This window comes from Enterococcus sp. AZ149 (assembly GCF_051714285.1).
In the GTDB taxonomy this organism is placed as follows: Bacteria; Bacillota; Bacilli; order Lactobacillales; family Enterococcaceae; genus Enterococcus_D; species Enterococcus_D entomosocium.
Map to the genome: position 1 here is coordinate 1,320,134 of NZ_JBIORO010000001.1, position 25,910 is coordinate 1,346,043.

The following is a 25,910-nucleotide window of genomic DNA, read 5'->3' on the forward strand; positions in this document are numbered from 1 at the left end:
TGAATAGGGTTTCATAAAAGAATCAACCCTCGATCAATTTCATGAATAGTGGAAAGTTTTGGTGCTTTCAAAGACTGAGCTTTTTGCATAAATGTATCGAGTTCTGTTGCTGTACCACAGACGAGAGGAAGACTTCTCAGTTCCTCTGATCCTTCTAAAAGGACCCCATATTCTTCTTCACTTGAAAAATCATACACCACAGCAGAAGGTGTGATCGTGATGCCCATGTCTTTCGCTACCCTCTGATCGGTGGCAAAGTTCTTTTTCACTAACTCAGATGTACGATCTTCTAGGAACATCTCTAAATCACCATTCGTTTCTGAAAATAGATCTTTCACTAAGGTGTCACAATATTCCTGTTTTTCGATCCCTATCCGTTGTTGCAATTTCAATAAGAAATCCCGAGCAATTTTTTTTCCTTGCAACTGGGCTGCTTTATAATCCAATGACGCAGCATAGATTTGGTTGGTCTGTTCATTTCGCAAGACCAAATCCGCCTTATTCATGGACAAATAGTCCATTGAAACACCTACGGAAAACAAGTTAACGAAAGGCAGGATCTGCAAATGGATTTTTTTGCGGCTCGTGTTTAATTTGTTGAGAATCTCTTTTTCGATATCATAACAAATAGGCCCAATCGGATTAATAAATAAAAAAAGTTCGATCATTTGAATCTCTCCCCAATTAAGATTCTTGAGTAACTTGAAAAACAAAATAAGTATGTTTTATTAAATATAGCAAAAAAACGCGAAAAAAGTAAGCAAAAGGGCATCCTACAATGATTTTTCTTCAACGGCTCGAATGATCTTGTTTTTTGCTGGTCGGTAAGGAACACCAAAAGAATGCAATAACGATTGAAAGGCAAGTTTTCCTTGAATTGGCTCACTGACTTCTAGCTCTAACTCATAATCATGCTGTTGACCATACCAGCTTTCATCCAAAGCAAGTAATCCTTCATTGATCGGAAATTCCGCCCGTTTCGTTTTTAATGCTGCGATCATGTGTAATGAATCAGGTTTGATATCCGCTGCTTTTAAGCGTTGAGCAACCACACCTGTTTTTAAAATTTTTTCTGACGCGATCAATGACGCTGCGGTTTCGATTGTCAAAGGATCAGTCGTTTCTAACAGACCGTGTTCAATGGGGGTCTTTAGCGTTAATTCTGCATTGGTAGGAGTCGTGCGAATGCGTAAGCCAAAATGCTTTTCTCGCAGTTTATAGTCTTGCGTATCAAAGTAATAATTGGTTTGCGTCTTGAAGGCTTTTTCTGACAATTTGTAATAAGCAAGCAACTGGTGGTATTCTTTTTCCGTCAACATTGTTTTATATTCAATCTCAACTTGTTCGACCATTGATTTTCACTCTCTTTCTATTGCAAACATAGTGTACGCTGTTTCAGCTATTCCGTCAAAGAAACTAAACAAAGAAAAGCGGAAACGATTGGGGCAGACAAAAAAATCTTTTGCTTCTGCACTTCTGTCCATTCAGTTTTATTCCAAGAGTATGGTAGAATAAGAGGTATGTTATGAACAGAATCGAGGGAGAAGAATGATTCGAGATTGGGAAGAATTCTTAGCGCCTTATGAACAGGCGGTTTCAGAATTAAAAGTAAAATTAAGAGGCATAAGAAAACAATATCGGGAACAAAACAAACATGTTCCCATTGAATTTGTCACGGGACGTGTCAAGCCAGTAGATAGCATTTTAACAAAAAGCAAATTACGAGGAATCGCACTGGATCGTCTTGAAGAAGAAATGTCTGACATCGCCGGTTTGCGAATCATGTGTCAGTTTGTGGAAGACATTCACCAAGTCGTTGAACTGTTGCGGACACGTAAAGACATGAAAGTCATTATTGAACGTGACTATATTACCAATAAAAAAGTCAGTGGTTACCGCTCGTATCATCTGGTGATCGAGTATCCAGTTCAATTGATCGATGGAGAAAAAATTATCTTAGCAGAGGTACAAATTCGTACACTGGCGATGAACTTTTGGGCAACGATTGAACATTCATTGAACTACAAATACCAAGGGGAATTTCCCGATGAAATTAGCGAGCGACTACGACGTTCGGCAGAAGCAGCCTACCAGCTAGATGAAGAGATGTCTAATATTCGTGAAGAGATCCAAGAGGCACAGCGGTTGTTTTCTCATGGGAAAGGCAAACGCGGCGGACATGACACGCCCAAGTTGCCGAAGGAGGAATCAGAATGAAAGGCATCCGCGTGGCAATCGTCCATAATCAAGAAAGCAAGTCAGTAGAAGTGACGAAGCGTTTAACTGTCCTCCTGGAGCAGTCTGAAAACAAGATCGATCAAGAGAACCCTGAATTAGTGATCTCTGTTGGTGGAGATGGTACGCTTCTTTCTGCTTTTCACTTGTTCAACCATAAGTTAGATCAAGTACAATTTTTAGGGGTCCATACGGGACACCTCGGCTTTTATACAGATTGGCGTGACTATGAATTGGATGAATTGGTAGAGTCTTTATGCAATGACCATCAAAAGAGTGTCAGTTATCCTTTATTGGATGTCCGAATCACTTATGCAAATGGCAAACCAGACAAGCATTTCCTGGCATTGAACGAATCAACGATCAAACGCGGCAATCGCACCATGGTTGCCGATATTTCTATTAAAGAAGACCTCTTTGAAAAGTTTCGCGGGGATGGCCTCTCGATCTCAACGCCAACCGGCTCAACTGCCTATAACAAAAGTGTTGGTGGGGCAGTATTGCACCCAAGTATCAATGCGTTTCAATTAGCAGAGATTGCTTCTTTGAACAATCGCGTCTTTCGGACACTTGGATCACCGATCGTCGTGGGTCATCACGAGTGGGTCAAAGTGCAACTGCAACAAAGTACCGACTATTTAGTGACGATTGATCAATTTACCATCGAGCAAGAAGAAATCGATGCAATCTATTACCGGATTGCCGACGAACGGATTCATTTTGCGTCTTATCGGCATATGCATTTTTGGAATCGTGTCAAAGATTCCTTTATTGGAGAAGAATAAACTCATGGAATTTACGTATCAATATACTGGACAAGGGCAGCAAGTCAAATATTTTTTGAAGGAACAAGGAGTATCCAAAGGTCTGCTAGCGAAAATAAAATTTCAAGGCGGAAAGATATTTGTGAACGACCACGAGCAAAACGTCTTGTTTTCTTTGGCGCAAAATGATAGGGTAACTATTGTAATTCCTCCTGAAGGGGAACATGAAACGATGCTGGCTGATCCGACACCTATTGAGATTGTGTATGAAGATGCCCATCTGTTAATCGTGAATAAGCCGGCTGGCATCTCATCGATTCCTGCGCAATATCATCCGACTGGCACGATGGCCAATCGAGTCAAGGCCTACTATCAAGCGCAACACTATGAAGATCAAGTGATCCATGTAGTGACTCGCTTAGACCGTGACACATCAGGATTGATGCTTTTTGCAAAACACGGCTTTGCCCATGCGAAGCTGGATAGCCAGTTACGGAAGAAGCAAGTTGTTAAAAAATATCAAGCCCTCGTTGCGGGAGATCTTTCCGCATTATCCGCCCATAGCGAGATCGATTTGCCTATCGCTAGGGACCTGACCTCGCTTTTGAAACGCAAGGTCAGTGAAGAAGGAAAAGAGGCACGTACGGAGTATTGGCTAAAACAGCGCAATTCAGATTGCGCATTAGTCGACATTCAACTACACACAGGCCGGACACATCAAATAAGGGTCCATTTTTCTGCAATCGGTTGTCCCTTACTAGGAGACGAGATGTATGGGGGACCAATGGCTTTTGGGATCAGACGACAGGCACTTCATTGCTGTCAGCTGCAATTCCAGCATCCCTTTACGAATGAACCGTTGGCTTTTGAACTGCCTTTACCTGCAGACATGGCCGCTGTTTGTTCAGCTATCGATAAGCAATAACAAATGAGGTGAAGAGATTGGATGAAAATCAAGAATTAACCGAACGATTTGATCAACTGAATCAAGCACTAAAAGACAATGATATCCAGGGATTTCGTGAGGCATTCTTGGATCTGCATATCTACGAGCAGGGTCAATTCTACCAATCTCTAGAAGCAGACGATCGACAAATCGTCTATACGTATCTATCGCCGAAAGAATTGGCAGACATGTTTGACGTCATTGAAGAAGACGATGAAAACATGGTGGACTATCTTTCAGAAATGCGGCCGGCATATGCTGCAACGATGTTAGCAGAGATGTATACCGATAATGCTGTCGATCTACTGAATACATTGGACAAGAAACAAACGGCCAAATATTTGAGTCTGATGACTGCTGAAGCCGCTAGCGAGATCAAAGAACTATTGCATTATGAAGATGAAACAGCTGGATCATTGATGACAACCGAGTTTGTTTCCATTGTTGCCAACCAAACGGTTCGTTCAGCGATGTATGTCTTAAAAAATGCCGCAGATGTTGCTGAGACGATTTATTATATTTACGTCGTGGATACCGACAACAAACTTGTGGGCGTTATTTCTTTAAGAGACTTGATCATCAATGATGAAGATACCATGATTGCTGATATTTTGAACGAGCGGGTGATGTCGGTTCATGTTGGAGATGACCAAGAGGATGTCGCTCAGACCTTCCGGGATTATGACTTTCTCGCATTGCCAGTCACCGATTATGACGATCACCTATTAGGGATCGTGACCGTCGATGATATCATCGACGTTATCGATGATGAAGCAGCCAGTGATTACTCGGGTTTGGCAGGGGTCAATGTAGAAGAAGTCAGTGAAAACCCGATCAAAGCTTCTTCGAGAAGGTTACCTTGGCTCATCACCTTACTCTTTCTCGGAATGGCAACCGCCAGTTTAATCAGCCATTATGAAGAGTTAGTTAGTGAAGCAAGTATTCTCGCCGTCTTTATCTCACTGATCACCGGAACTGCCGGCAATGCCGGTACCCAATCTTTAGCGGTAGCCGTACGCCGCTTGGCGATCAATGATGATAAAGAAAATAGCTTTATGAAAACAGTGGTCGGTGAGGTGCTTACAGGACTTTTCACAGGAGCTATTACCGGATTGACGATTTTTGCTATTGTGGCTGTCTGGAAACAAAATCCGATTCTAGGGTTTGTGATCGGGATGGCTATGATGTGTGCCATCACAGTAGCCAACTTAGCGGGAAGTTTGATTCCGATGCTAATGGATAAGCTTGGGTTTGATCCGGCAGTGGCGAGCGGTCCGTTTATTACGACCCTCAGTGATTTGACCAGTGTTTTGATCTATTTCAATATTGCCAGTCTTTTTATGAACTATTTTATTCAATGAATAAAAAATAAAAGCAAGCCGATGATTTTTCTTCGAGTGAAGAATCATTGGCTTGCTTTTTAATTTTTTGGTTTTGGCAACACCCCAGAAGGAGAGACGCCATAAAGTTTTTTAAAAGACTTGCTAAAGTGATAGGCATCTTGATAGCCAACTGCAGAGGCGACTTCCTTGATCGTGAGGTTGTCATTTTTTAGCATGTCTTTGGCACGTTTTAGGCGGATTTCTATCAAATAGTTAATGGGGCTGACCCCTGTCGCTTCTTTAAAAATCTTGGAAAGGTACGTCGGACTGAGAAATTGATCTTGTGCCAGTTTTTCCAAGGTGATTTCTTCTTTATAATGATTTTCCAAATAATAGACGGTATAGTTGACGATTTGTTGTTGTCTTCTTTGGCTTTTGGAAAGGTAAGGAACGACATTGATGTGGTCTTCATTTAGTCCGCGTAAAATATAGACGAGCATCTCCATCAAGACAGCTTTTTGCATCAACTGAAACTCATCCCGCTCTTCACTGCTTTCTCGCACCAACTGCCACGCTTTTTCCAAAACTTGATGATGGTATTTGCCTAATTCTAACAATGGGTGTTTGTTGGGGAAAAAATTTCGCTTGAATCCTTCCAAGGAAATATTCTTCAGTCCAATATGCAACTGGTGGGAGCGAGTGCCTTTAGGCTGTAATTCGCAGTGGTCGACACCAGGATTAAAAAGCATGACACTGCCAGCACGAATTTTCTTCGCTGGTTCTTTTTCAAAATAATACGTACTTTCTCCTTCTAACAAGACGCTGATTTCTAAAAAGTCATGATGATGCATTTCTCCATGACTTTCTGCTTGCGTCCATGGGTCAAAGAGATAGATGATTTCGGGATTGAAGGTCCGAGGGTTAACTAAATTCATGGCTGATTCACTCCAATTGGGTGCCCATCTCCGATAAAAAAAGGGAATGGTGCTTCTTACTAATATTTTACATCAAAATGAGTAAGAAAAACCATTCAAATCGCTTTTCAAAACGCTAAGCTTAACAACGAGAGGGGGAATTAGATGAGTAATACACAATGGATCTGGCGCTATGCCAAAAAGAACCGCGGAAAAATCATATTGGCGATCCTGTTTTTAGTGATCAATGCAGCGCTGATCATTGTTAATCCGTACTTGGGAGGAATGGTGATCGATGATGTCATCAATCAGCAAAAAACGCACTTATTGATTCCATTACTGTTGATCATGATCGCAACGACCGTCATTCGCACCATTGTCCGCTATAGTTATCAAATTTTATTTGAACGGGTCGGACAAAATACGCTATACGATTTACGGGAAGACTTGTATCAGAAACTGCAGGAATTGGATTTTGACTTTTTCAATCACACTCGTGTGGGAGATATTATGGCACGAATGACCGGGGATACCGATGCTATTCGCCACTTTGTTTCTTGGGTGACCTATAATATCGCTGAATGTATCTTATGGTTCTTTTCAGCGGTGGTTGTGATGAGCTTTATTGATTGGAAATTGATGCTGGCACTGGTGGCTGTCACACCGATCATTTTTCTGTTGACCAACCGCATGTCTAAAAAAGCACACCCACTGTTTTTTGACATTCGTGAGAGCTTTTCGCGCTTGAATTCAATGGTAGAAGAAAATATTGGCGGCAATCGGGTGGTGAAAGCTTTTGCTCGTGAAAATTTTGAGATCGAAAAATTTCGCTCCTACAACGAAGATTTTAAGACCCGCAACATGGCATCTGCCAAAGTTTCCCGCACTTATCTGCCCTGGCTTGATGGCTTAGCAGGAAGTTTGTCAGTCATTGCCTTAGTCTTAGGCGGAATTTTCGTAATCAATGGGGACATGACCTTAGGAGATCTTGTTGCGTTTAATGGCTATCTATGGATGTTGAACAACCCCATGCGTATGAGCGGCTGGTTGATCAACGATGTTCAGCGATTTTCTGCGGCCTGTATCAAAATTCGACAAATGCTGGCACAAGAATCGAAAATACCGGTTCACCAACAAGAAAAATTAGAACCGATCAAAGGATTTGTGGAATTTAAAGATGTTTCGTTCCACTTTTCAGATGATCCAGAGCAAAATGTACTGGAAAACATCAACTTCAAGATTGGGCCGGGACAAACGTTAGGGATCTTAGGCGAAACCGGCTCAGGAAAAACGACCTTGGTGAATTTAGTCGGACGTTTTTATGACCCGACTGAAGGGGAAGTATTGATTGATGGAAAAAATGCCAAAGAGTATCCTGTGCGCCAAATGCGGGAAAACATTTCAATGGTGATGCAAGATGTCTTCTTGTTTTCTAATACCATCTCTGACAATATTGCCTTTGGAAATCCTTTAGCAGATGAAGGCTTTATTCGCCAAATGGCGGTAGTCGCCGATGCAGATACCTTTATTTCTCGAATGCCTCAAGGCTACGAGACGATTGTCGGTGAACGAGGCGTCGGACTTTCTGGCGGACAAAAACAACGGATCTCTCTTGCGCGGGCCTTAGCCAAAGATCCATCGATCTTGATTTTGGATGACACGACGTCTGCCGTCGATATGGAGACAGAATCGAAGATCCAACAAGAGCTGACAAAATTAACAGGAGAGAAAACGACGTTCATCATTGCCCATCGGATCTCCTCTGTTCGAGAAGCCGATCAGATTTTGATGATGGAAAAAGGTCGGGTCGTTGAACAAGGCACCCACGAAGAACTCGTCAAACTGCGAGGAAAATACTATGAAGTGTATCAAAAACAATTAGGCTTGTCAGGAGGTGAAGACGATGGCGAGAAATAAATTTGATGTCGATGAGGAATTAGACCAGGAATTTAGCTGGAAGGATTTCAAGCGTTTGTCCCAATACGTCGTACCGTATAAAAAAAGTATTGGAAAAGTACTATTTACGATCATCCTGGCAAACTTAGCAGGAATGCTGGCGCCCGTTTTCACGAAGATCGCCATCGACTCATCGATTCCTGAAAAAAATGTCAATCAATTGCTGCTTTTAGGAGCTGCCTTTTTAGTGACCTTGATCGTTATTGGCGTCTGCATGCGTTATCGTATTTACCATATCACGAATATTGGGCAAGATGTTTTGAAGGATATGCGCTTTGATATTTTTGAACATCTGCAGCGGCTGCCGTTTTCTTATTTTGATACAAGGCCCCATGGCAAGATCTTGATCCGCATCGTAAACTACATCAATACACTGAGTGACCTGTTGAGTAATGGCCTGATCAATTTGATTTCCGATGTTTTCAACGTCATCATCACCTTGATCTTTATGTTTGCGATCGACTTCAAATTGACCCTATATTCCCTTGCGTTGCTGCCAATTTTGTTCATCATGGTGATGGTAATCAAAAATAACCAGCGCAAAGCCTATCAGGAGTTGAGTAATAAACAGTCCAATTTAAATGCTTACATTCATGAAAGTATTGCCGGCATCAAGATTACCCAATCCTTCGCACGGGAAGAAGAAAATGCAGAGATTTTCCAAGAAGTCAGCAATGATTATCGGACTTCCTGGATGAAAGCTGTCAAAATTCAGTTTCTCATGTGGCCTGGGGTGCAAAACATTTCAGTCATTACGACTTGCTTGATTTATTTTGTCGGCATTCGCCAAATCGGTGTCGATGTCAGCACAGGTACGTTGATCGCTTTTATCAGTTATATCAATAATTTTTGGAATCCAGTCATCAATATCGGGAATTTTTATAATTCTTTGATTACAGCAACAGCCTATCTTGAACGGATTTTTGAAACGATGGATGAAGTGCCAGATATCGAAGACAAACCAGATGCAAAAGTATTGCCGACGATGAAAGGAACCGTTGATTTTGAACACGTGACCTTCCGATACGAAGAAGGCAAAAACATTCTTTCTGATGTCAACTTCCACATCGAACCCGGGGAAAGCATTGCCTTGGTTGGCCCTACTGGTGCTGGGAAAACCACGATCATCAATTTGCTGAGCCGCTTTTATGATGTCAATGAAGGCAGTGTTAAAGTAGATGGGATGGACGTTCGTGACGTGACGCTGGAATCGCTGCGTTCACAAATGGGGGTCATGCTGCAAGATACCTTTATTTTCTCAGGAACGATCATAGAGAATATTCGCTATGGAAAATTAGATGCGACAGAAGAAGAGATCATCGAAGCAGCGAAAATCGTCCGTGCTCACGACTTTATCACGGAGTTGAAAGACGGCTATCAAACCGTCGTCGAAGAACGAGGAAGCACTTTATCTGCAGGGCAACGGCAACTGATTTCCTTTGCCCGAGCGTTGTTGGCTGATCCAAAAATTTTGATCTTAGATGAAGCGACCTCAAGTATCGATACGAAGACAGAAGAATTGCTGCAAGAAGGATTGTTGAAGCTGTTAGAAGGCAGAACCTCTTTTATCATTGCTCACCGGCTGTCCACGATCAAAAATTCTGATCGAATCTTTTACGTGGCAGGGGGCACGATCGCTGAATCGGGTAACCATGATCAGCTAATGGCACAAAAAGGCTTGTACCACCATTTGTATCAATCACAATACGACTTACTGCAAGCCATCTAAAAAGAATCCCCACAAACGATGCGTTCTCATCGTTTGTGGGGATTTCTTTGCGTGATTCTTTTGTGTCACGCAAGCTCAATCATTAAAGTCGACGATTCTGGTTCCATGAACTTCTTTTACACCTAATGTATCAGCAACTTGTTGGGCATTTTCAAAGGAAATGCCACCGCCAGGTAAAATCGTTAAACGCTCACCAGCATAGGCGATCAATTCTTTCAGATGATCGAAGTTGTCTTCAATCGGAGTCCCTGCAGCACCACCATGGGTCAAAATCCGCTGTACGCCATGCTCAGCTAACCAATCGATCGCTTTAAATTGGCGCGCTGCAGGAATCGCGTCGAAGGCCATGTGAAAAGTAACCTGCAAGCCTTCTGCGGTTTCTAACAATAGCTCCAATGCTTCTTCGTCTAACCAGCCGCTAGGAGTTAAGCAACCTAGAACAACGCCGTCTGTTCCTAATTTTTTTGCTTCGATCAAGTCGGTATGCATGATTTTCAATTCTGTATCATTGTAAACAAAATCACCGCCCCGAGGTCGAATGATCGTCATAACGGGTATTCCTTTTTCGCCAGCATATTGCAGGACTTCTTCTTGCACGCCGGTACTTGGTGTTGTTCCGCCGACTGCTAAATTATCACAGAGTTCGATGCGTTGGGCACCTCGGGCGATTGCTAAGGGAATATTGGTATAATTTTCTGCACAAAATTCTTTTAACATGATTTACCTCCAATAGATGGGTGTTCAATTGATTTGTTATTCTATCCACTAGCATTCTACCACAAGAATATGCTAAAGTAGAGCAGAGATGAGGGAAGTTGAATGTTAAAAAAAATCGATCGCGGGCGCCTTTTTTTAAACGCCCATTATCACTTATTTGAATGTCCGTTGTGCCGCCAAGCATTTTTCCCGACCGAAAATGGCTTGGTTTGTCCAAATCGTCATCGATTTGACTTATCAAAGAAAGGCACACTTTTCTTTTTGGATCATCAAGTTAAAGCAGATTATGATCAAGCACTGTTTTTGCCGCGTCAACGTATGATCGCTAGCGGCATGTATGCACCAGTCCTTGAGACCATCAAAGCAGCTTTGGGGGATGCTGAGTATCTTTTAGATGTCGGTTGCGGTGAAGGCAGTTTCCTTGCACAGATGGTCAATGAAAAGACCCAAGCGGCTGTCGGTTTTGATATAGCCAAAGACGGGGTCTATCTAGCTACCAATCAAAACGTACCCGCTTTTTGGTGTGTGGCGGATCTGACTAAGTTACCGTTTGCTGAAGCGAGCTTTGATACGATTTTCAATCTGTTTTCACCGTCAAATTACGGGGAGTTCAACCGCATTCTAAAAAAGGGTGGCCAGTTGATCAAAGTCGTCCCAGCAGCGGATTATTTAAAAGAACTACGAGCCGCTTTTTATCCTGATGACGAAACAAAACAGCAGTATTCGAATGAACGGGTCGTTAGCAAATTTTTTGAACACTATCCCACCGCATCCCGTCAAAGAGTAACGCATGTTTTTGCGATTCCTGAAGAAAATCGGCAAGATTTACTTGCCATGTCGCCGTTAGAGTGGGGGGCTTCGGAGGAAAGGAAAGAAAAGCTGCGTCAAACCCCTTTGGCACAGATAACTGTTGATGTTGAGGTGTTGATTGCGAAAATTTCCTGAAAATATTTTGAACTTTTTTGTTATTTACTCTTGCAATCATGCCATGGGAGTGATATATTGTTCTCAAGTCATTTTTCATTGGTTTTTATCAGGTTCCTGTTCTGATAAAAGTTAGTGAAAAGAGCTTCACTAACGTAACGACTCGCAGTGATCGACACCGAGTTGGTACGTTTTTTTTTATGCCCAAAATTCAACTTAAAAAATGTCTTTTTCAAAAAACAAGCGTGCCAAAATATGGTACTATAGAAGTTATTGAAGAAGCTATTGAGAATCAATTGTAAAACGCAAGATACAGAGACACAAATCAATGCGAGAACCGATCGGCAATATCCGATCGAAAGGAGTTTTTATCTATGAATCACATCGTTCTTTTTGAACCTCAGATCCCGGCCAATACGGGGAACATTGCACGTACTTGTGCAGCAACAAATACTCATTTACACTTAATAGAGCCACTAGGCTTTTCAACGGATGACAAGCAATTGAAGCGGGCAGGACTTGATTATTGGCATGATGTCAATATCACCTATCACAAAGATTTGGCTACTTTTATGGACTTTTTAGGAGAGCGTCCGTTGTACCTGATCTCGAAATTTGCCAATCGCGTGTATTCTGACGTCGATTATACCGCGGATGATGATCAGTTCTTTATTTTTGGGAAAGAAACGACGGGGCTTCCGGAAAGCTTTATGCGTGAGCATGCCGAAAAATGCCTACGCATTCCGATGAATGATGAGCATGTTCGTTCCCTAAATCTATCAAATACGGCTGCTTTGATCATTTATGAAGTTTTGCGGCAGCAAGGCTTCCCACAGCTGGAATTGACACACCATTATGAGAACGACAAACTAGATTAAGAAACGAGGCTTGTTCGATGCAATTATACTTTACCCGTCACGGAAAAACAGAGTGGAACCAAGCGCGCCGCTTTCAAGGGATGCTAGGGGATTCACCGTTATTGCCGGAAAGTCATGAAGAGATCAAACTGCTCGGTGATCATCTGGCTGCTATTCCTTTTGAGAAGATTTATTCAAGCACGTCTTTACGAGCAAAAGTAACTGCCCAAGAGATCCAAACAAGGCTCCATCACCCTGTTGAAATTATTTATAATGAGAACCTGCGTGAGATCGGACTTGGTGAATTAGAAGGACGTTCTATCGATGAAATGCATGAGAAGTATCCTCAACAATTGACTGATCTGCGTAATCATCTTGATCGCTACGATCCCAGTGCCTTTAAGGGAGAGCCGATCCAAGAAACATTGAGCCGGATCGAGACCGTCGTCATGGATGCGGTGATGCAGCATGAAGGCCCATTATTGTTCGTCGGTCATGGGGCATCCTTTACGGCTGCTATCCAGTGGCTTGCAGGCAAACCATTAGCCGAATTAAGAGAGCAAGGTGGATTAGTCAATAACAGCGTTAGCTTATTAGAGACGAATGAACAAAAAGTATTGCCTTTTGAACTAAAAGTTTGGAATGAAGCAAGCTTTTTAAGCAATCAGGCAGGATTAGACGCTTTATTGTAAACCATGAAAGGAGCGGCACCATGATTCCAGAAAGAACGTTTTTTGTCGGCCATGTTGCCGCCATCTTTTTCCAGAATCCCAGCAATTTTTATAAAGTACTATTAGTTAAAGTCACTGAGAATAATGCCGACTACAAAGACTCGGAGATCGTCGTTACTGGTAGTTTCGGCGAAATCCAAGAAGAGGAAAAGTATCGGTTTTTTGGTGAGCTGGTCAATCATCCCAAGTATGGCGTCCAGTTGAAGGCCGAAAGCTACCAACAAGAACAACCGACCTCTGAACAAGGGTTGATCGCCTACCTTTCTGGAGAAAAATTTCCTGGGATCGGCAAGAAGACCGCTGAAAAAATCGTTGATCTTTTAGGAGAAGAAGCGATCGACCGGATGCTGGAAGAACCGGCATTGTTGGAGCAGATTCCAGGGTTAAATGAAAGTAAGCAAAAAATGATTTTAGATACCGTTCGGCAAAACCATGGGATGGATCAAGTAATCGTTGGCTTGAGTCGCTATGGCTTTGGTAGCCAGCTATCTTTTGCTATCTATCAAGCCTACAAAAATGAGGCGCTATCCATTATTGAGGAGAATCCATATCAGCTGGTGGAAGACATTGAAGGCATTGGCTTTAAACGCGCAGATGGCATCGCTGAACAGCTGGGGATCGAAGCTTCGTCACCGCAACGGTTTCGAGCGGCGGTCTTGCATCAAATCTTCGCCCAGTCCTTGCAGACGGGCAATACCTTTATCCACGCCCAAGATTTGTTAGAGCAGACACTGCGCCTATTAGAAACGAGCCGCCCCATTGAGATTGCGCCTGACGATTTGGCATCAACGATCATTCATCTAGTGGAAGAAGGAAAGATCCAACAAGAAGAAACCCGTTTATATGAAAATAGTTTGTACTTTTCTGAATGGGGAATTGCCAGTTCCATCGAACGCTTGCTTTCCCGCAAAAAAGAAATCGTCTATCCTGAGAAAAAAATCAGTAAAACGTTACGTAAAATAGAAAAGCACTTAGGCATCACCTATGGTTCCTCGCAAGAAGAAGCGATCAAAGAAGCAATCCGATCGCCATTGTTTATTTTGACAGGTGGCCCAGGTACTGGGAAAACAACAGTGATCAATGGGATCGTACAATTATTTGCTGAGTTGAACGATTTGGACTTAGAACCATCAAAATACAGCGACGAAACCTTTCCGATTCTCTTGGCAGCACCGACTGGTCGAGCCGCCAAACGGATGAACGAAACGACTGGTTTGCCAAGTGGTACGATCCATCGTTTGTTAGGATTGAATGGCCGTGAAAAAGCACCATCGATTAGTCCCAAAGAGTTAGAAGGCGGTTTACTGATCGTCGATGAGATGTCAATGGTCGATACGTGGTTGGCGAATACGCTCTTTAAGTCGATCCCTACAAACATGCAAGTGATTTTTGTGGGGGATAAAGATCAGCTTCCTTCTGTGGGACCAGGACAAGTCCTTCATGATTTGCTAGCGATCGATGCGATCCCGAAACAAGAATTGACGGAAATCTATCGTCAAGGAGATGGATCAAGTATTATTCCACTGGCCCACGCCATCAAAAACGGGCAGCTGCCTGCTGATTTTACACAAAACCAAAAAGATCGTTCTTTCTTTGCTTGTGATGCGTACAAGATCGAACCGTTGATCGCTCAGATCGTGAAACGGGCGAAAGACAAAGGTTATACGCCGCAAGATATTCAAGTGTTGGCGCCGATGTATCGTGGGGCAGCTGGGATCGATGCTCTGAATAAAATGATGCAAGAGATTTTTAACCCCAACGATGGAACCAAAAAAGAGGTCACCTTCAATGATACGGTGTATCGTATCGGCGATAAGGTCTTGCAGTTGGTAAACTCTCCTGAAGATAACGTGTTTAATGGCGATATGGGCCAAATCGTTGGGATCACTCTAGCCAAACAGTCGGAAGACAAGGTTGACGAACTGGTCATTCAATTTGATGCCAATGAAGTGACCTATAAGCGTAATGAATGGAACAAGATCACATTATCCTACTGTTGTTCGATCCATAAATCCCAAGGTAGTGAATTTCAAATGGTTATTTTGCCGATGGTTCATCAATACCAGCGTATGCTGCAGCGCAATTTGCTATATACCGCTGTGACTCGCAGCAAAGAGATGCTGATTTTACTTGGTGAACCGCAAGCCTACCAAACCTGTGTCAGTCACGAATCTGCCACTCGCTTAACGACATTAAAAGAACGTATCAATGGCACGGAAGAAATGACGCCGCTGCAACGGGCGAAATTGGCTCAGTTTGAGGAAGCCGATGATCCGTTTTATAATGATTCCTCTGAGAACACGAAGACAAAAATGGTAGCTTCGAAGCCAAAGGAAAATCCCAGCACTGAAGCTGCTGCTAACCAGCAAGCGACAGAAAAGTCACCAGATAGTGGGTTGGACTTGTTTGCTTTTGCCGAGCCTGAGCCGTCGGCACCAAATCAGACAGAAACGGCCAAGCCTCTGTCAGGGGATAAGGTCCTAAGTGAAGGGACTACGGGGGAAGAAGCACTCATCGAAGAAACGCAAAACGATGGTGTGCTGACCTTAACGATGGTCAAAAAGCATTTAGTAGATCCAATGATTGGGATGAAGGACTGTTCTCCGTACGACTTTATGCCCGTAAAAAACGAGGGATTATAACGATGAGAAAATGCTAAAAATGGGTTGTTAGTGAGCGCTTTCTTTTGGTTTTTCAGCTTCTTATGCTAAGCTGAAATCAAAAGGAGGCGTTACATTATGGCGAAAGAAACCGAAGACAAATTAGCAAAACTCGCAAAAGAATCTGGCAACGACTTTAAGAAATTGGATGAGATGGAAAAAGAATTTAAATTAGATGAAAGCCCTGATGCAGAACGAGGCGAACGGGAAGAATCAGGATTAGAAAAAACGTTAGATAAGGCGCCGATTTTCCCGCCTAACACACCAAATAACCCAACGAATCCTGGCAGTCCTGGAAATCCATGATTTTATACCAAGAAGAAACCAACTGTTGAATAATCGAATAGAAAGAAACCTGAAGAATGCAAAGGCGCATTTCTTCAGGTTTTTTGTGTCTAACGAGACTCACTGTAAATGCTGATAAAAATAGATTGCTAATTGCGTGCGATCCCGTAACCCCAGCTTTTCTAGTAATTGGCTGATGTAATTACGAACGGTTCCATCACTCAAATACAAGGCATCGGCGATTTCTTTATTGTTTTTACCCGCTGCTACTTCTTTGATGATCGCAAATTCACGTTCGCTAAAGGAAGCTTGATTGTCAATTGATGGTTCGTTCTTCATTAGCTGTGTGAAGGTCTCAACGATTTCATTCCCAAAGACAACTTGGCCATTATAAGAGGCTTTGACAGAAGGGATGATTGCCTGTAAATTCTGTTTGATCAAATAACCTTTCACACCGATGGAAAAGGCTTCTCGAATGTATTCTTCATCTTTGAAGGTAGTCAATAGCAAAAGGATCGCGTGGGGAAATTTAGCCAGTATTTCTTTGGCAGCATCGATCCCGGTTTGTTCCGGCATGCGGATGTCCGTCAGCAAAACGTCAGGACGATGAGTTTCATAGAGGTCAATGGCGTCTTTGGCACAATGACCGATGCCTAATACACGAATTTCTTCTGTGCTTTCTAAAATGGTTTGCAACGAGGTCGTCACAAACGGATCATCGTCAATAATAACTACAGTAATCATTGGTGTTCCTCCTTTGGTAAAATGATCGTCAACTGAAAGCGTTGGTTTTCTTGTAAGATATGAACTTGTCCTTGTTGTTCTTGGACCCGTTGACGCATCGTTTTCAGACCGATTCCAGTTTTAGCAATTTGAGATCCGCGGACCCCATCATTGGTGATTTGCAAGCGGAAAAAAGCAGGCAGTGTCCGAAAATGCAAGACAACGGTTTTGGCATGACTGTGTTTGATGCTGTTGGTCAAGGCTTCTTTGATCACCATTAAGAAACAATTTTGCTGGGCTTCGTTCAATCCTTCAAATAAGGTTCCTTCAATCGTGACTGAAGATGGAAAATCAGCAATCAGAAACTCTAAGGACTGTTGGAAAGTAATCGATGTCTCATGGAGATCATGAACGCTTTGGCGGATACGATCCATCCCAGTGTGAACCGTAGCACTCAAATTTGCTAAGGGCTCATTCAGTTTTGGTTCTTGATTGATCATTTCAAGTGCGCCAATCTGCAAAATGGCACTCGACAGCAGATGGCCAACATTGTCATGGATATCTCGCGCGATTCGATTTCGTTCTTCGGCAATTTGTAAGGCCAATTTTGTTTCTTGTGATAAGGCTAGTACTTTGTTTTGCTGCGATAATTGCTGCTGTTTTTCCCAATGAGTATCTTTTGAAGCGATGTACTTTTTCTCAAGAGCAGACATTCGCTGTTCTTTTTTACGTAAGTAAAAAGCAAAAAGCAACAAAAGGATGACAAAGGCGATCTTGGAGGGGGATTGATTGCCAACTGTCGCGATCAATAAAAATCCTAATAAAGATAGAATGTCATCTTTTCTTTCTTCAGGAGCGATCACCCGCATCATTGCAGGCAGAAAGAGGGCAAGCTCTGGCCAAAAAGTACATAGAAGCAATAGAATAACTTGAAAAAACCAGCTTGCTTTCCTAGGCAATAAATAACTGACACCAGTGAAGAAAATAGCGATCAGCAAAAAAATGACTTGTACGGCAACAAATCCTTGATTTACCAATAGAAGCAACGAGATTGCGAGTAGAAAGCCAGCTTCGCTGAGTAGTCGAGATTTGGACATGGCAGACTCCTTCATTGTGACAAATGTCATAGTTGATTTGGTCAATCGTCACTAGTTTCTTTTCTTAAACTTTATTATAGTCAGATTAACAAGAAATTTGGAAGGAGTTTTTCATCATGATTATTGAAATTGATAAATTAGTTAAACGCTATGGTGATTTTGTGGCATTGAATCATTTTGATCTGCAAGTACAAGAAGGGGAAGTTTTAGGATTATTGGGACCAAACGGTAGTGGGAAATCGACTGCTATCAATTGTATGCTCTCTTTGCTAAATTATGACAAAGGCACCATTAAACTGTTTGGATCAACCATGACCCCTGAAAACTATGCCGTTAAAGCAATGATCGGCGTCGTTCCTCAAGATGTTGCCGTCTTTGAAGAACTAAGTGTACAAGAAAATATCGATTATTTTTGTGGTTTATATGTTGCTGACAAAGAGAAACGGCAAGCATTGATCGAAGAAGTCATACAATTAGTGGGATTGGAAAATTTCGTGACTTTCCATCCAGGTGAGCTGAGTGGTGGCTTGAAACGACGGTTGAATATTGCCTGTGGGATCGCTCATAAGCCACGCTTGATTTTTTTAGATGAACCAACAGTCGCCGTCGATCCCCAAAGTCGTAATAAAATTTTGGAAAGCATCAAAGAGCTGAATCGCCAAGGAGCAACGATCGTTTATACGACCCATTACATGGAAGAAGTGGAAATTCTTTGTGACCAGATCGTGATTATGGATCAGGGACAGGTGATTGCCAAAGGGACCAAGGAATCTCTGAAAGACATGGTACGCACGGCAGATCGTTTGACCATCGACATCCCCTTACTGCCAGACCATGTATTGGCTACAATTCAAACCACCATTACTGCTGACGGGATCGTTTATAAAGAGGGACAGCTCCAAGTAACAACGACGGAACTCAATACGGTCTTGCTCCCCATTTTGACGCTCTTACAAGCAGAGAAAATCAGTTACGGAAAAATTGCAACCAAAGAAGCGACCTTAAATGATGTCTTTTTAGAGATCACGGGCAAGGAATTGAGAGACTAAAGGAGGGGAAAACATGTTTTGGCATTTTTACAAATATCGCACAAAAGTGCTGTTGCGAAATAAATCCATGCTGTTTTGGACGTTGGCGTTTCCCATTCTCTTAGGCCTAATGTTTATGGCGGCCTTTGGGGAGATCGATCAAGCAGGAAATTTAGAGACAATCACGACGGGAATCGTAAAAAACGGGGATCAATCAGCGCTTTCGGAAAATTTTTCCGCGGTCCTTGAACAAGTGGAAATCAATGAAAAACCATTATTTGATCTTAAGGAACTATCAGAAGCAGAGGCAGTTGAAGAGCTGAATGCGGGTGATTTAGCTGGGTTTTATCTGATAGCTGACGAAACGATTTCACTCCATGTGGGGCAAGCGGGCATGAGTCAGACGTTGATGAAAAATGTAATGGATCAATTTTTACAACGTACAGCGATTATTTCTAGTAAAGCAGCAGAACTTGAAACGCTTGATCTTGCACCAATTATGGCCGCGTTTGAACAGGAAGCGACTTTTCAAGAAGTGAATGCTGATCGTGACATGAGTGTTAAAAGTTTTTATTTCTTTACTTTGATTGGGATGGCGATCCTCTATGGGACGATGTGGGGTGTTCGCAATGTTCAGGATCAGCAAGCCAATCAATCCGCGAATGGGATTCGGCTTTCCTTGATACCAAGAAAACGCACATTGGTTTCAAGTGCGAATTTAGCGGCGAGTTTTACGATTGTGTTAGTAGAAGTCTACATTATTTTAGCGGTTTTTCGTTTTGTCTATCAAGTAGACTTTGGTGAACGATGGCAGTGGCTACTACTGGTTGCCGCGTTGGGATCATTGTGTGCGATTTTGCTAGGAACATTGATTGGAAATCTGACGCCAAAAATGAATCTGGTGCAAAAGGATGGCATTTTGATTTCCGTGACGATGGCGATGAGCTTTTTTGCCGGGATGATGGGCTCGGAACAAATCAAGTATTGGCTTGATCTACATGTGCCGATACTGGGGCAAATAAATCTCGTCAATTTGATCAGTGAAAGTCTCTATCAATTATACTACTATACAGATCTGGCTAGCTTTTATACCAATCTTTTATGGTTGACTGGCTTTATCGTCCTTTTCGCAATTGGAAATACTTGGATCGAAAGAGGGGTGCGCTATGACGCTTTATAAAACGATTTGGACTTTACTGAAGGCCAATAAGTCGAATTTACTAATTGGAGTACTGATCACTGTGGGAGTTACATTCTTTTATGCACAAAGCATCGACGTCGAAAACACCTCTTTACAAGAAGCCAACATTGCTTTGATCAGTGAAGAGGAGTCGCCAGTCGTTGACGGTCTTCGGGACTACTTGAAGGAGAAGCAGACCTTGGTCACTTTGGAGGGTACCTCACAAAAAGAAATTGATGATGCCCTTTATTTTAATCGCATAAACATCGTCTTGCATTTACCAGTAGATTTCACGGAACAGGTGGAGGCCGGCCAGATGCCAGCAATCGAGATTCAAAGCCGGCCAGATGCTTTCTCTAAAACCATTGTCACCCAGCAAGTGAACACGTACTTACAGACGCTTTTGCTTTTTAAAGAAGAAGGTAAAACAGTTAGTGAGGCGATAGAACAAGCACAAACAGCGCTAGCCGTCACTGGGCAAGTTGAACTCAGTACAGAATATAGTCAACGAATGAAAAAAATGTTAACAGGCATGACCTTTAACTTATTGTCATATGGTCTCTTTCTATCAATATTTAGCGGGTTTGGCGTGATCAATATGGCCTTTAATCGCAAAGCAATCAGCAAGCGAAACCAGAGCGCCCCTCTTGCTAAACGTGTCTTACAGCGGAAAATCCTGTTAAGCTTGATCAGTTATTCGCTGCTCTTAACTTTCGGCTTTTTATTACTGATGGTGTTATTAGTGATCCGCACGTCTTGGGATACAGCAGCTTGGTACCACATTTTGAACACGTTCTTGTTTTTATTACCAGTCATCAGCTTCTCGGCGTGTGTCACTTCCCTGGTGAAAAATTCAGAAGCAATCGGCGGGATCAGCAATATCTTTATAACCGGCAGCTGTTTTATCGGTGGTGTCTTTGTATCAGCTAATTTCCTGCCAGATATTGTCAATAAAATCGCGGCGTTTACACCAACGTATTGGTTTGTTCAAAACAATACCTTGATTAGCGAGACCCTCACGTACAATCAAGGGTTTACTGAATCGTTTTGGTTCAATGGCTTTGTCTTGGTTGCATTTGCAGCAGTATTTTCAATGATCCAATTTGTTTTGGGAAAAGAAAGAAGTCCTCGTTGGCAGTACAACTCAGCGAAAAACTAACAGGTACACAGAAAAAAACGATACAAATCGTTGCTGATTTGTATCGTTTTCTTTATGGGCACCAAAATAATTGATTGGCAGTAGTAAAGGTAATATCAAAGGGACGTTGGCCCATTTCTTCGCCATCTTCTTGTCCATGTTGGGGCACGGTAGAGATAATTCTCAGCTTCGACGTGGAGAGATGATGAAAGTAGCGTGAATTCATGTGTTTCTTACGCATCAGTAAACCGATCAGCCAGAAAATCTTGAAAATCGACACACGCTCAACGAGTACGAAATCAAACTTTTTCTCTCTGACTGAAGCGGTTGGGGCGATTGCAACACCGCCGCCAAAGTAAGGATGATTGGTCGTGGTGCACAAAAAAGCTTTTTTATAACTGAATTGTTGCCCATTACACTCGACTAAGATCGGAAAACCTCTTTGAAGAAACAAAACTCGGATAATTGCAGCGATATAGGAAAAGGAGCCGAGGTTGAACTTATTAAGACTGCTTTTTGCCACAGAGTGATTGGTGGTATAGACGATTGCCGCATCAAGACCAATACCCACATTATTAAGAGCGATGCCGTTTTCCTCTTGGATCTGCTCTTCATAGCGGATAATGGCCAATTCTTGGGGCTTAGTAGTACCGGCAATTTTCCAAAACGCTTTTTCCGGCTCTCGTGGCAGATCGATACTTCGCGCAAAATCGTTTCCCGAGCCAGCGGGGATGTAAGCAACGGGAATTTGTTGTTGTTCCAGTTGTAACTCTGATACTACTTGGTGCAGCGTTCCATCACCGCCGATAACCACCAATAATGGATAAAGCATCTCGCCATTTTCTAAATAGACATCATCCCAAGGCAAAAGGCGTTCTTTTAAGAGTTTTCTGGTAATGTTCCGTTCGTCACCGGGTGATTTGGTTAGATAGATTTGATGGGGGAAACGATGTTTTTTTACGATTCTTTGCACACGTTCCGCCGCTTTTTTTCCTCGTCCACTACCTGAAGCAGGGTTTACGAGGAAGTGATAATAATAGTTCATTTTATGAATAACTCCATATCGTTTTTTCGTTCAATGCGGTTAATTATAGCATGTTTCGACAGAAGGCGGGGAGACGATGCCTGAAAAAAGAGCAAAAAAATAGATTCGACGATTGTGCTTTCTGGGTTTTCAAAGGTTCTTATGTCCACTTTGATCCTCAGGTAATGATGCCCATCGCCGAATCCTATTCAATTAGTAAGGAGTAACTCAAATTCCCACATCCTTTGTCTTTTATTCTAAGTTGACAACAATTCTTTTCTTGCAGAACCTGCTTCGTCTGCTTTACTGGGAATCCTTGCTCCTTACACTTATAGTATAGCACATTTTTCTCTTTTAGCAATCGCTTACATGATTTGGTTGTTGTCTTTTAGATAAATTTAAATAGTTTAAATGAAAGGTAAAGGAGAAAGGAGAAAATTTTGATCATCGCCGATCATGATAAGCTCTTCTGAAGGAGTTGTAAACAAAATGAATCTGTGGGAAGGTAGGATAGCCATGGAAAGTCCAACTAGATTCATCTTTCTTTATGTAGTACATTAAAATGATTTTAAATCATTTAATTGTATTTTTATTATTATTTATTGCTTTTTCCTTGTTAAAAAAAAGCGATAGGAGTAAATTAGAAGTGTAAAAAACTTATTTTAGGAGGAAGTATTATGTGTACTGCGTTAACTTATGTAACGAAAGATCATTATTTTGGCAGAAATTTTGATTATGATGTTTCTTATAAAGAAGTAGTGACCATTACTCCGAGAAATTATCCATTCAAATTTCGCAAAGTAAGTGAAATAGATCACCATTACGCAATGATTGGGATTGCTGCTGGTGTCGCTGAGTATCCACTGTATTATGATGCGGTCAATGAAAAAGGTTTAGGTATCGCTGGATTGAATTTTCCAGAAAATGCTGTCTACAATGAATTTCAAGAAGGAAAAGAGAATGTTACGCCTTTTGAGTTCATCCCATGGCTCTTAGGACAATGCGCTACTGTCGAAGAAGTAAAAGGGCTATTAGCCAATGTCAATCTCGTTCGGATCAATTTTAGTGAAGATTTGCCTCTATCGCCTTTGCATTGGATGATTGCTGATAAAAAAAGTGCCATCGTTGTGGAAAGTATGAGTGATGGCCTTCATATTCATGAAAATCCGGTGGGAGTTTTGACAAATAATCCACCATTTGACTATCAATTGTTCAATTTGAATAATTACCGTGTGTTATCATCGAAAACTCCGGAAACCCATTTTTCTGACAAGGTGGATTTTGATGAATATAGTCGTGGAATGGGCGGCTTAGGTCTGCCAGGAGATCTTTCTTCGATGTCTCGCTTTGTCAAAGTAGCTTTTACTCGATTGAATTCCGTTTCTGGAGAATCTGAATCCGAAAGCATTAGTCAGTTCTTCCATATTTTAGGTTCGGTTGAGCAACAAAAAGGACTTTGTGACATAGGCAATGAGCGCTATGAGTACACGATTTATTCTTCTTGCTGCAATACAGATAAAGGAATCTATTACTATCGTACGTATGAAAATAGTCAAATCGTTGCAGTTGATATGAATAAAGAAGATTTGGAAGGTAATGTACCGATTTCTTATCCATTAATTGAAGACCAACAAGTTCTTTTCAGTAACTGATCCATTCTTAAAAAACCATCTCAAAGCTGTTTTGAGATGGTTTTTTTCTTTTTCATTTTTAAAATGAATCACTCTCATTTGTTGTCGTCTTCGTCCCTGCGGTACTTTTATTCGGAAATGGAAAAAAGCGGTTCACCAATATTGCAATCGTCATGCCGATAAAACTATCAACAATCCGATTAAAAGCATACAAGTAAGATTCAGTTTGAGGAATCATAAATAAAATCGTCAATAGTGTGGCACAAGCACCAACTGTTCCCTCGGAGTAATCAAATTTGACCAATAAAGCGATCATTAACATGATCACTAAAGGGATTGCAATCATTTGAATAAAGGACGAATGTCCGAAAAAGTTAAATATCGCAATACAAAATACAGAAGCGATTGCGCCGAAGCTGTTACCGGCAATCCGATGTTTCCCGTATTTGACGGTATTCTCATGATCTTCTCTTAATGTGAAAACAGCTGTGATCGTTGATACGACGTAGGTTTCACGATTCAAAAGAACACTAACCAAAATACAGAGGAATACACTGATTCCAGTTTTTACATTTCTTAAGCCAAAGGTCAATCCAAATAAGTTCAATCATGCCATCCTCTCAAAATAAATTTCAACGAAGTCGATTATACCACATTGCAGACGGTCAATTGCTTAGATTTTCAGAAAAATGAACAACGATTCTTTCATCGTACGTTGACAGGCAAATTTTATCAGTCGTCGAGAAGCTAGCTTGATACCATGCAATTTTCAACTTTGAGTGTTGAAAGGAATACAATAAGTGACCCCAACCCTAAATGAATTGACTTTCGTTGCCATCGCTTAAGACTCCTTTTTTTATTTCTCAGTCTGTTCAACGTTTAAATAAGTGTTTTGATAAAAAAATATTTATTGTTCATAAAAAGTTTGTTTTTTAGATATTATATTGAGATAATCAAAATAAGGAGGGTTTAAAATGAAAAAAGTGTCCATACTATTTGTTCTTTTACTTGGCTTTGTTGTTTTTCCGATGACAGTTTTTGCTGCATCTTCACCAAGTGTGAGCTATCAAACAAATATCCAGTCTCAAGGGTGGCAATCATGGAAAACAAACGGTCAGACGTCAGGGACCACAGGGAAAGCCAAGCGACTTGAAGCAATCAAGATAAAAATTACTAACGAAAAATACAAAGGGAATATTGAATATAAAACCTCCATTCAGAAACAAGGCTGGGAAAAATCGTTTAGAAAAAATGGGACTCTGTCTGGTACAAGTGGAAAAGGACAACGGTTGGAGGCGATCCAAATCAAACTCACCGGTGAGATCGCTAAGTATTACGATGTCTATTATCGAGTCAATGCACAACAATTTGGCTGGATGGGGTGGGCGAAAAACGGACAGTCTTCAGGAACGTCTGGCTTTGGTTTTCAACTGGAAGCAATCCAGGTCAAACTGGTGAAAAAAGGTGGGAAAGCACCTGGAACGACGAATGATGCATTTAGAGATGGACTGAAAAAATATGTAGACAAACGGGGCAAAGGGCTGATCAAAGGCTCCAAACAAAAGATTTATCATATACCGGGGAGTCAATATTATAATAAAACGACCAGTACAATTCGGATGTTCAAGACAGAGGTGGAAGCCTACAAAGCGGGCTTTCGACCAGCTAAATAGAGGTGTGGCAGGCATTCGCTGAGTAAACATCTATGAGAAATTGCTTTACCAAAAAGGTAACGAGGCAACGAGAAGAAAGCTATTTTTGATCAAAAAGTAACTGAATCGTCTGATTCATTCTAAACATCCCTTTCCGTTAGCGAAAAGGGATGTTTTACGTATTCAAGATGATTTCTGTGCGTAGATCCGACGAATCTTAAAGTAATTCAGCACTTAACCTTTCATCACGAGATGCGCCTTGATTTAGCGAGGTTTCAACACAAAGCCACCATCTTCATCGTTCATTTCTTCGGTAGGCGTAAAAATAATATTTTTCCCATCTCTTTCAAGGGTAAAGATTGAATCACAAGCCATTAGGAAATCTGACGATGGATGA

General features: G+C 41.7%; 24 protein-coding genes. 16 read left to right on the plus strand and 8 right to left on the minus strand.

From position 1 onward, the window contains the following. Nucleotides 1–11: 11 nt before the first annotated feature. Together IGI94_RS06185 and IGI94_RS06190 are read right to left on the minus strand one after the other, a co-directional pair. The gene (locus tag IGI94_RS06185) at nt 12–668 is read right to left on the minus strand and encodes a DsbA family protein (RefSeq protein ID WP_008379746.1); all 657 of its coding nucleotides are present in this window, start codon (nt 666–668) and stop codon (nt 12–14) included. 105 nt (nt 669–773) lie between these two features. Then, nucleotides 774–1,352, minus strand: coding sequence for a CYTH domain-containing protein (locus IGI94_RS06190; RefSeq protein ID WP_438899553.1), 579 nt, complete (start codon nt 1,350–1,352; stop codon nt 774–776). 196 nt (nt 1,353–1,548) lie between these two features. On the opposite strand from IGI94_RS06190, the gene IGI94_RS06195 reads away from it, so the two are divergent. Genes IGI94_RS06195 through mgtE form a run of 4 tightly spaced genes read left to right on the plus strand, consistent with a single transcriptional unit; the run spans nt 1,549 to nt 5,306 of the window. Next, the gene (locus tag IGI94_RS06195) at nt 1,549–2,217 is read left to right on the plus strand and encodes a GTP pyrophosphokinase (protein WP_005236729.1); all 669 of its coding nucleotides are present in this window, start codon (nt 1,549–1,551) and stop codon (nt 2,215–2,217) included. A gap of 5 nt (nt 2,218–2,222) precedes the next feature. Further along, nucleotides 2,223–3,020: an NAD kinase gene (locus IGI94_RS06200; protein WP_301280263.1), complete on the plus strand. Its 798-nt coding sequence runs from the start codon at nt 2,223–2,225 to the stop codon at nt 3,018–3,020. A gap of 4 nt (nt 3,021–3,024) precedes the next feature. Next, on the plus strand, nt 3,025–3,924 hold the full coding sequence (locus IGI94_RS06205) for an RluA family pseudouridine synthase (protein WP_034872214.1): 900 nt from the start codon (nt 3,025–3,027) through the stop codon (nt 3,922–3,924). A gap of 17 nt (nt 3,925–3,941) precedes the next feature. Beyond that, complete coding sequence (mgtE, locus tag IGI94_RS06210) at nt 3,942–5,306, plus strand: magnesium transporter (RefSeq protein WP_005229714.1); 1,365 nt, start codon at nt 3,942–3,944, stop codon at nt 5,304–5,306. A 59-nt stretch (nt 5,307–5,365) separates the two neighbouring features. On the opposite strand, the gene IGI94_RS06215 is transcribed toward mgtE, so the two are convergent. Continuing rightward, nucleotides 5,366–6,202 (minus strand): AraC family transcriptional regulator, encoded by an 837-nt coding sequence (locus IGI94_RS06215; RefSeq protein WP_005236722.1) that lies wholly within the window; start codon nt 6,200–6,202, stop codon nt 5,366–5,368. A gap of 144 nt (nt 6,203–6,346) precedes the next feature. Between IGI94_RS06215 and IGI94_RS06220 the strand changes: the two genes are divergently transcribed. Further along, nucleotides 6,347–8,098: an ABC transporter ATP-binding protein gene (locus tag IGI94_RS06220; RefSeq protein WP_077452510.1), complete on the plus strand. Its 1,752-nt coding sequence runs from the start codon at nt 6,347–6,349 to the stop codon at nt 8,096–8,098. Then, a complete protein-coding gene (locus IGI94_RS06225; protein WP_016621320.1) occupies nt 8,085–9,866 on the plus strand; it encodes an ABC transporter ATP-binding protein in 1,782 nt (593 codons plus the stop codon). The genes IGI94_RS06220 and IGI94_RS06225 overlap by 14 nt, the downstream gene beginning before the upstream one ends. 75 nt (nt 9,867–9,941) lie before the next feature. On the opposite strand, the gene IGI94_RS06230 is transcribed toward IGI94_RS06225, so the two are convergent. Continuing rightward, a complete protein-coding gene (locus IGI94_RS06230) occupies nt 9,942–10,583 on the minus strand; it encodes a copper homeostasis protein CutC (protein WP_086332246.1) in 642 nt (213 codons plus the stop codon). Nucleotides 10,584–10,685: 102 nt separating this feature from the next. Here IGI94_RS06230 and IGI94_RS06235 point away from each other — a divergent pair, with 102 nt between their 5' ends. The 5 genes from IGI94_RS06235 to IGI94_RS06255 all read left to right on the plus strand — a co-directional run bounded on the left by IGI94_RS06235 (nt 10,686) and on the right by IGI94_RS06255 (nt 16,061). Continuing rightward, complete coding sequence (locus IGI94_RS06235) at nt 10,686–11,528, plus strand: methyltransferase domain-containing protein (protein ID WP_016613256.1); 843 nt, start codon at nt 10,686–10,688, stop codon at nt 11,526–11,528. Between the two features lie 353 nt (nt 11,529–11,881). Beyond that, the gene (gene trmL, locus IGI94_RS06240; RefSeq protein WP_008379765.1) at nt 11,882–12,385 is read left to right on the plus strand and encodes a tRNA (uridine(34)/cytosine(34)/5-carboxymethylaminomethyluridine(34)-2'-O)-methyltransferase TrmL; all 504 of its coding nucleotides are present in this window, start codon (nt 11,882–11,884) and stop codon (nt 12,383–12,385) included. A gap of 17 nt (nt 12,386–12,402) precedes the next feature. After that, on the plus strand, nt 12,403–13,056 hold the full coding sequence (locus IGI94_RS06245; protein ID WP_016621323.1) for a histidine phosphatase family protein: 654 nt from the start codon (nt 12,403–12,405) through the stop codon (nt 13,054–13,056). A gap of 20 nt (nt 13,057–13,076) precedes the next feature. After that, a complete protein-coding gene (gene recD2, locus IGI94_RS06250) occupies nt 13,077–15,737 on the plus strand; it encodes an SF1B family DNA helicase RecD2 (protein ID WP_438899554.1) in 2,661 nt (886 codons plus the stop codon). Between the two features lie 96 nt (nt 15,738–15,833). Then, complete coding sequence (locus IGI94_RS06255) at nt 15,834–16,061, plus strand: hypothetical protein (RefSeq protein ID WP_005236708.1); 228 nt, start codon at nt 15,834–15,836, stop codon at nt 16,059–16,061. A 99-nt stretch (nt 16,062–16,160) separates the two neighbouring features. On the opposite strand, the gene IGI94_RS06260 is transcribed toward IGI94_RS06255, so the two are convergent. Together IGI94_RS06260 and IGI94_RS06265 are read right to left on the minus strand one after the other, a co-directional pair. Continuing rightward, complete coding sequence (locus IGI94_RS06260; protein WP_008379771.1) at nt 16,161–16,784, minus strand: response regulator transcription factor; 624 nt, start codon at nt 16,782–16,784, stop codon at nt 16,161–16,163. Beyond that, nucleotides 16,781–17,890 (minus strand): sensor histidine kinase, encoded by a 1,110-nt coding sequence (locus IGI94_RS06265; protein WP_005236702.1) that lies wholly within the window; start codon nt 17,888–17,890, stop codon nt 16,781–16,783. The genes IGI94_RS06260 and IGI94_RS06265 overlap by 4 nt, the downstream gene beginning before the upstream one ends. A gap of 86 nt (nt 17,891–17,976) precedes the next feature. On the opposite strand from IGI94_RS06265, the gene IGI94_RS06270 reads away from it, so the two are divergent. Genes IGI94_RS06270 through IGI94_RS06280 form a run of 3 tightly spaced genes read left to right on the plus strand, consistent with a single transcriptional unit; the run spans nt 17,977 to nt 21,227 of the window. Then, the gene (locus IGI94_RS06270; protein ID WP_005236700.1) at nt 17,977–18,909 is read left to right on the plus strand and encodes an ABC transporter ATP-binding protein; all 933 of its coding nucleotides are present in this window, start codon (nt 17,977–17,979) and stop codon (nt 18,907–18,909) included. Between the two features lie 13 nt (nt 18,910–18,922). Further along, nucleotides 18,923–20,068 (plus strand): ABC transporter permease, encoded by a 1,146-nt coding sequence (locus tag IGI94_RS06275; RefSeq protein ID WP_034878640.1) that lies wholly within the window; start codon nt 18,923–18,925, stop codon nt 20,066–20,068. After that, nucleotides 20,055–21,227 (plus strand): ABC transporter permease, encoded by a 1,173-nt coding sequence (locus IGI94_RS06280; RefSeq protein WP_194188019.1) that lies wholly within the window; start codon nt 20,055–20,057, stop codon nt 21,225–21,227. The genes IGI94_RS06275 and IGI94_RS06280 overlap by 14 nt, the downstream gene beginning before the upstream one ends. Nucleotides 21,228–21,279: 52 nt before the next feature. Here the strand turns inward: IGI94_RS06280 and IGI94_RS06285 are convergent, their stop codons facing one another. After that, entirely contained in the window at nt 21,280–22,251 is a 972-nt protein-coding gene (locus tag IGI94_RS06285; RefSeq protein ID WP_008379780.1) for a diacylglycerol/lipid kinase family protein, read from the minus strand. A 656-nt stretch (nt 22,252–22,907) separates the two neighbouring features. On the opposite strand from IGI94_RS06285, the gene bsh reads away from it, so the two are divergent. Next, nucleotides 22,908–23,882 carry a choloylglycine hydrolase gene (gene bsh / locus IGI94_RS06290; RefSeq protein WP_005236690.1) on the plus strand — a complete coding sequence of 325 codons (975 nt, stop codon included), beginning with the start codon at nt 22,908–22,910 and terminating at the stop codon, nt 23,880–23,882. 58 nt (nt 23,883–23,940) lie between these two features. Here bsh and IGI94_RS06295 read toward each other — a convergent pair whose 3' ends face one another. After that, nucleotides 23,941–24,468 (minus strand): FUSC family protein, encoded by a 528-nt coding sequence (locus IGI94_RS06295; protein ID WP_016621330.1) that lies wholly within the window; start codon nt 24,466–24,468, stop codon nt 23,941–23,943. 367 nt (nt 24,469–24,835) lie between these two features. Between IGI94_RS06295 and IGI94_RS06300 the strand changes: the two genes are divergently transcribed. Continuing rightward, the gene (locus tag IGI94_RS06300; RefSeq protein WP_438899555.1) at nt 24,836–25,534 is read left to right on the plus strand and encodes a sunset domain-containing protein; all 699 of its coding nucleotides are present in this window, start codon (nt 24,836–24,838) and stop codon (nt 25,532–25,534) included. The last annotated feature ends 376 nt before the right edge of the window (nt 25,535–25,910 follow it).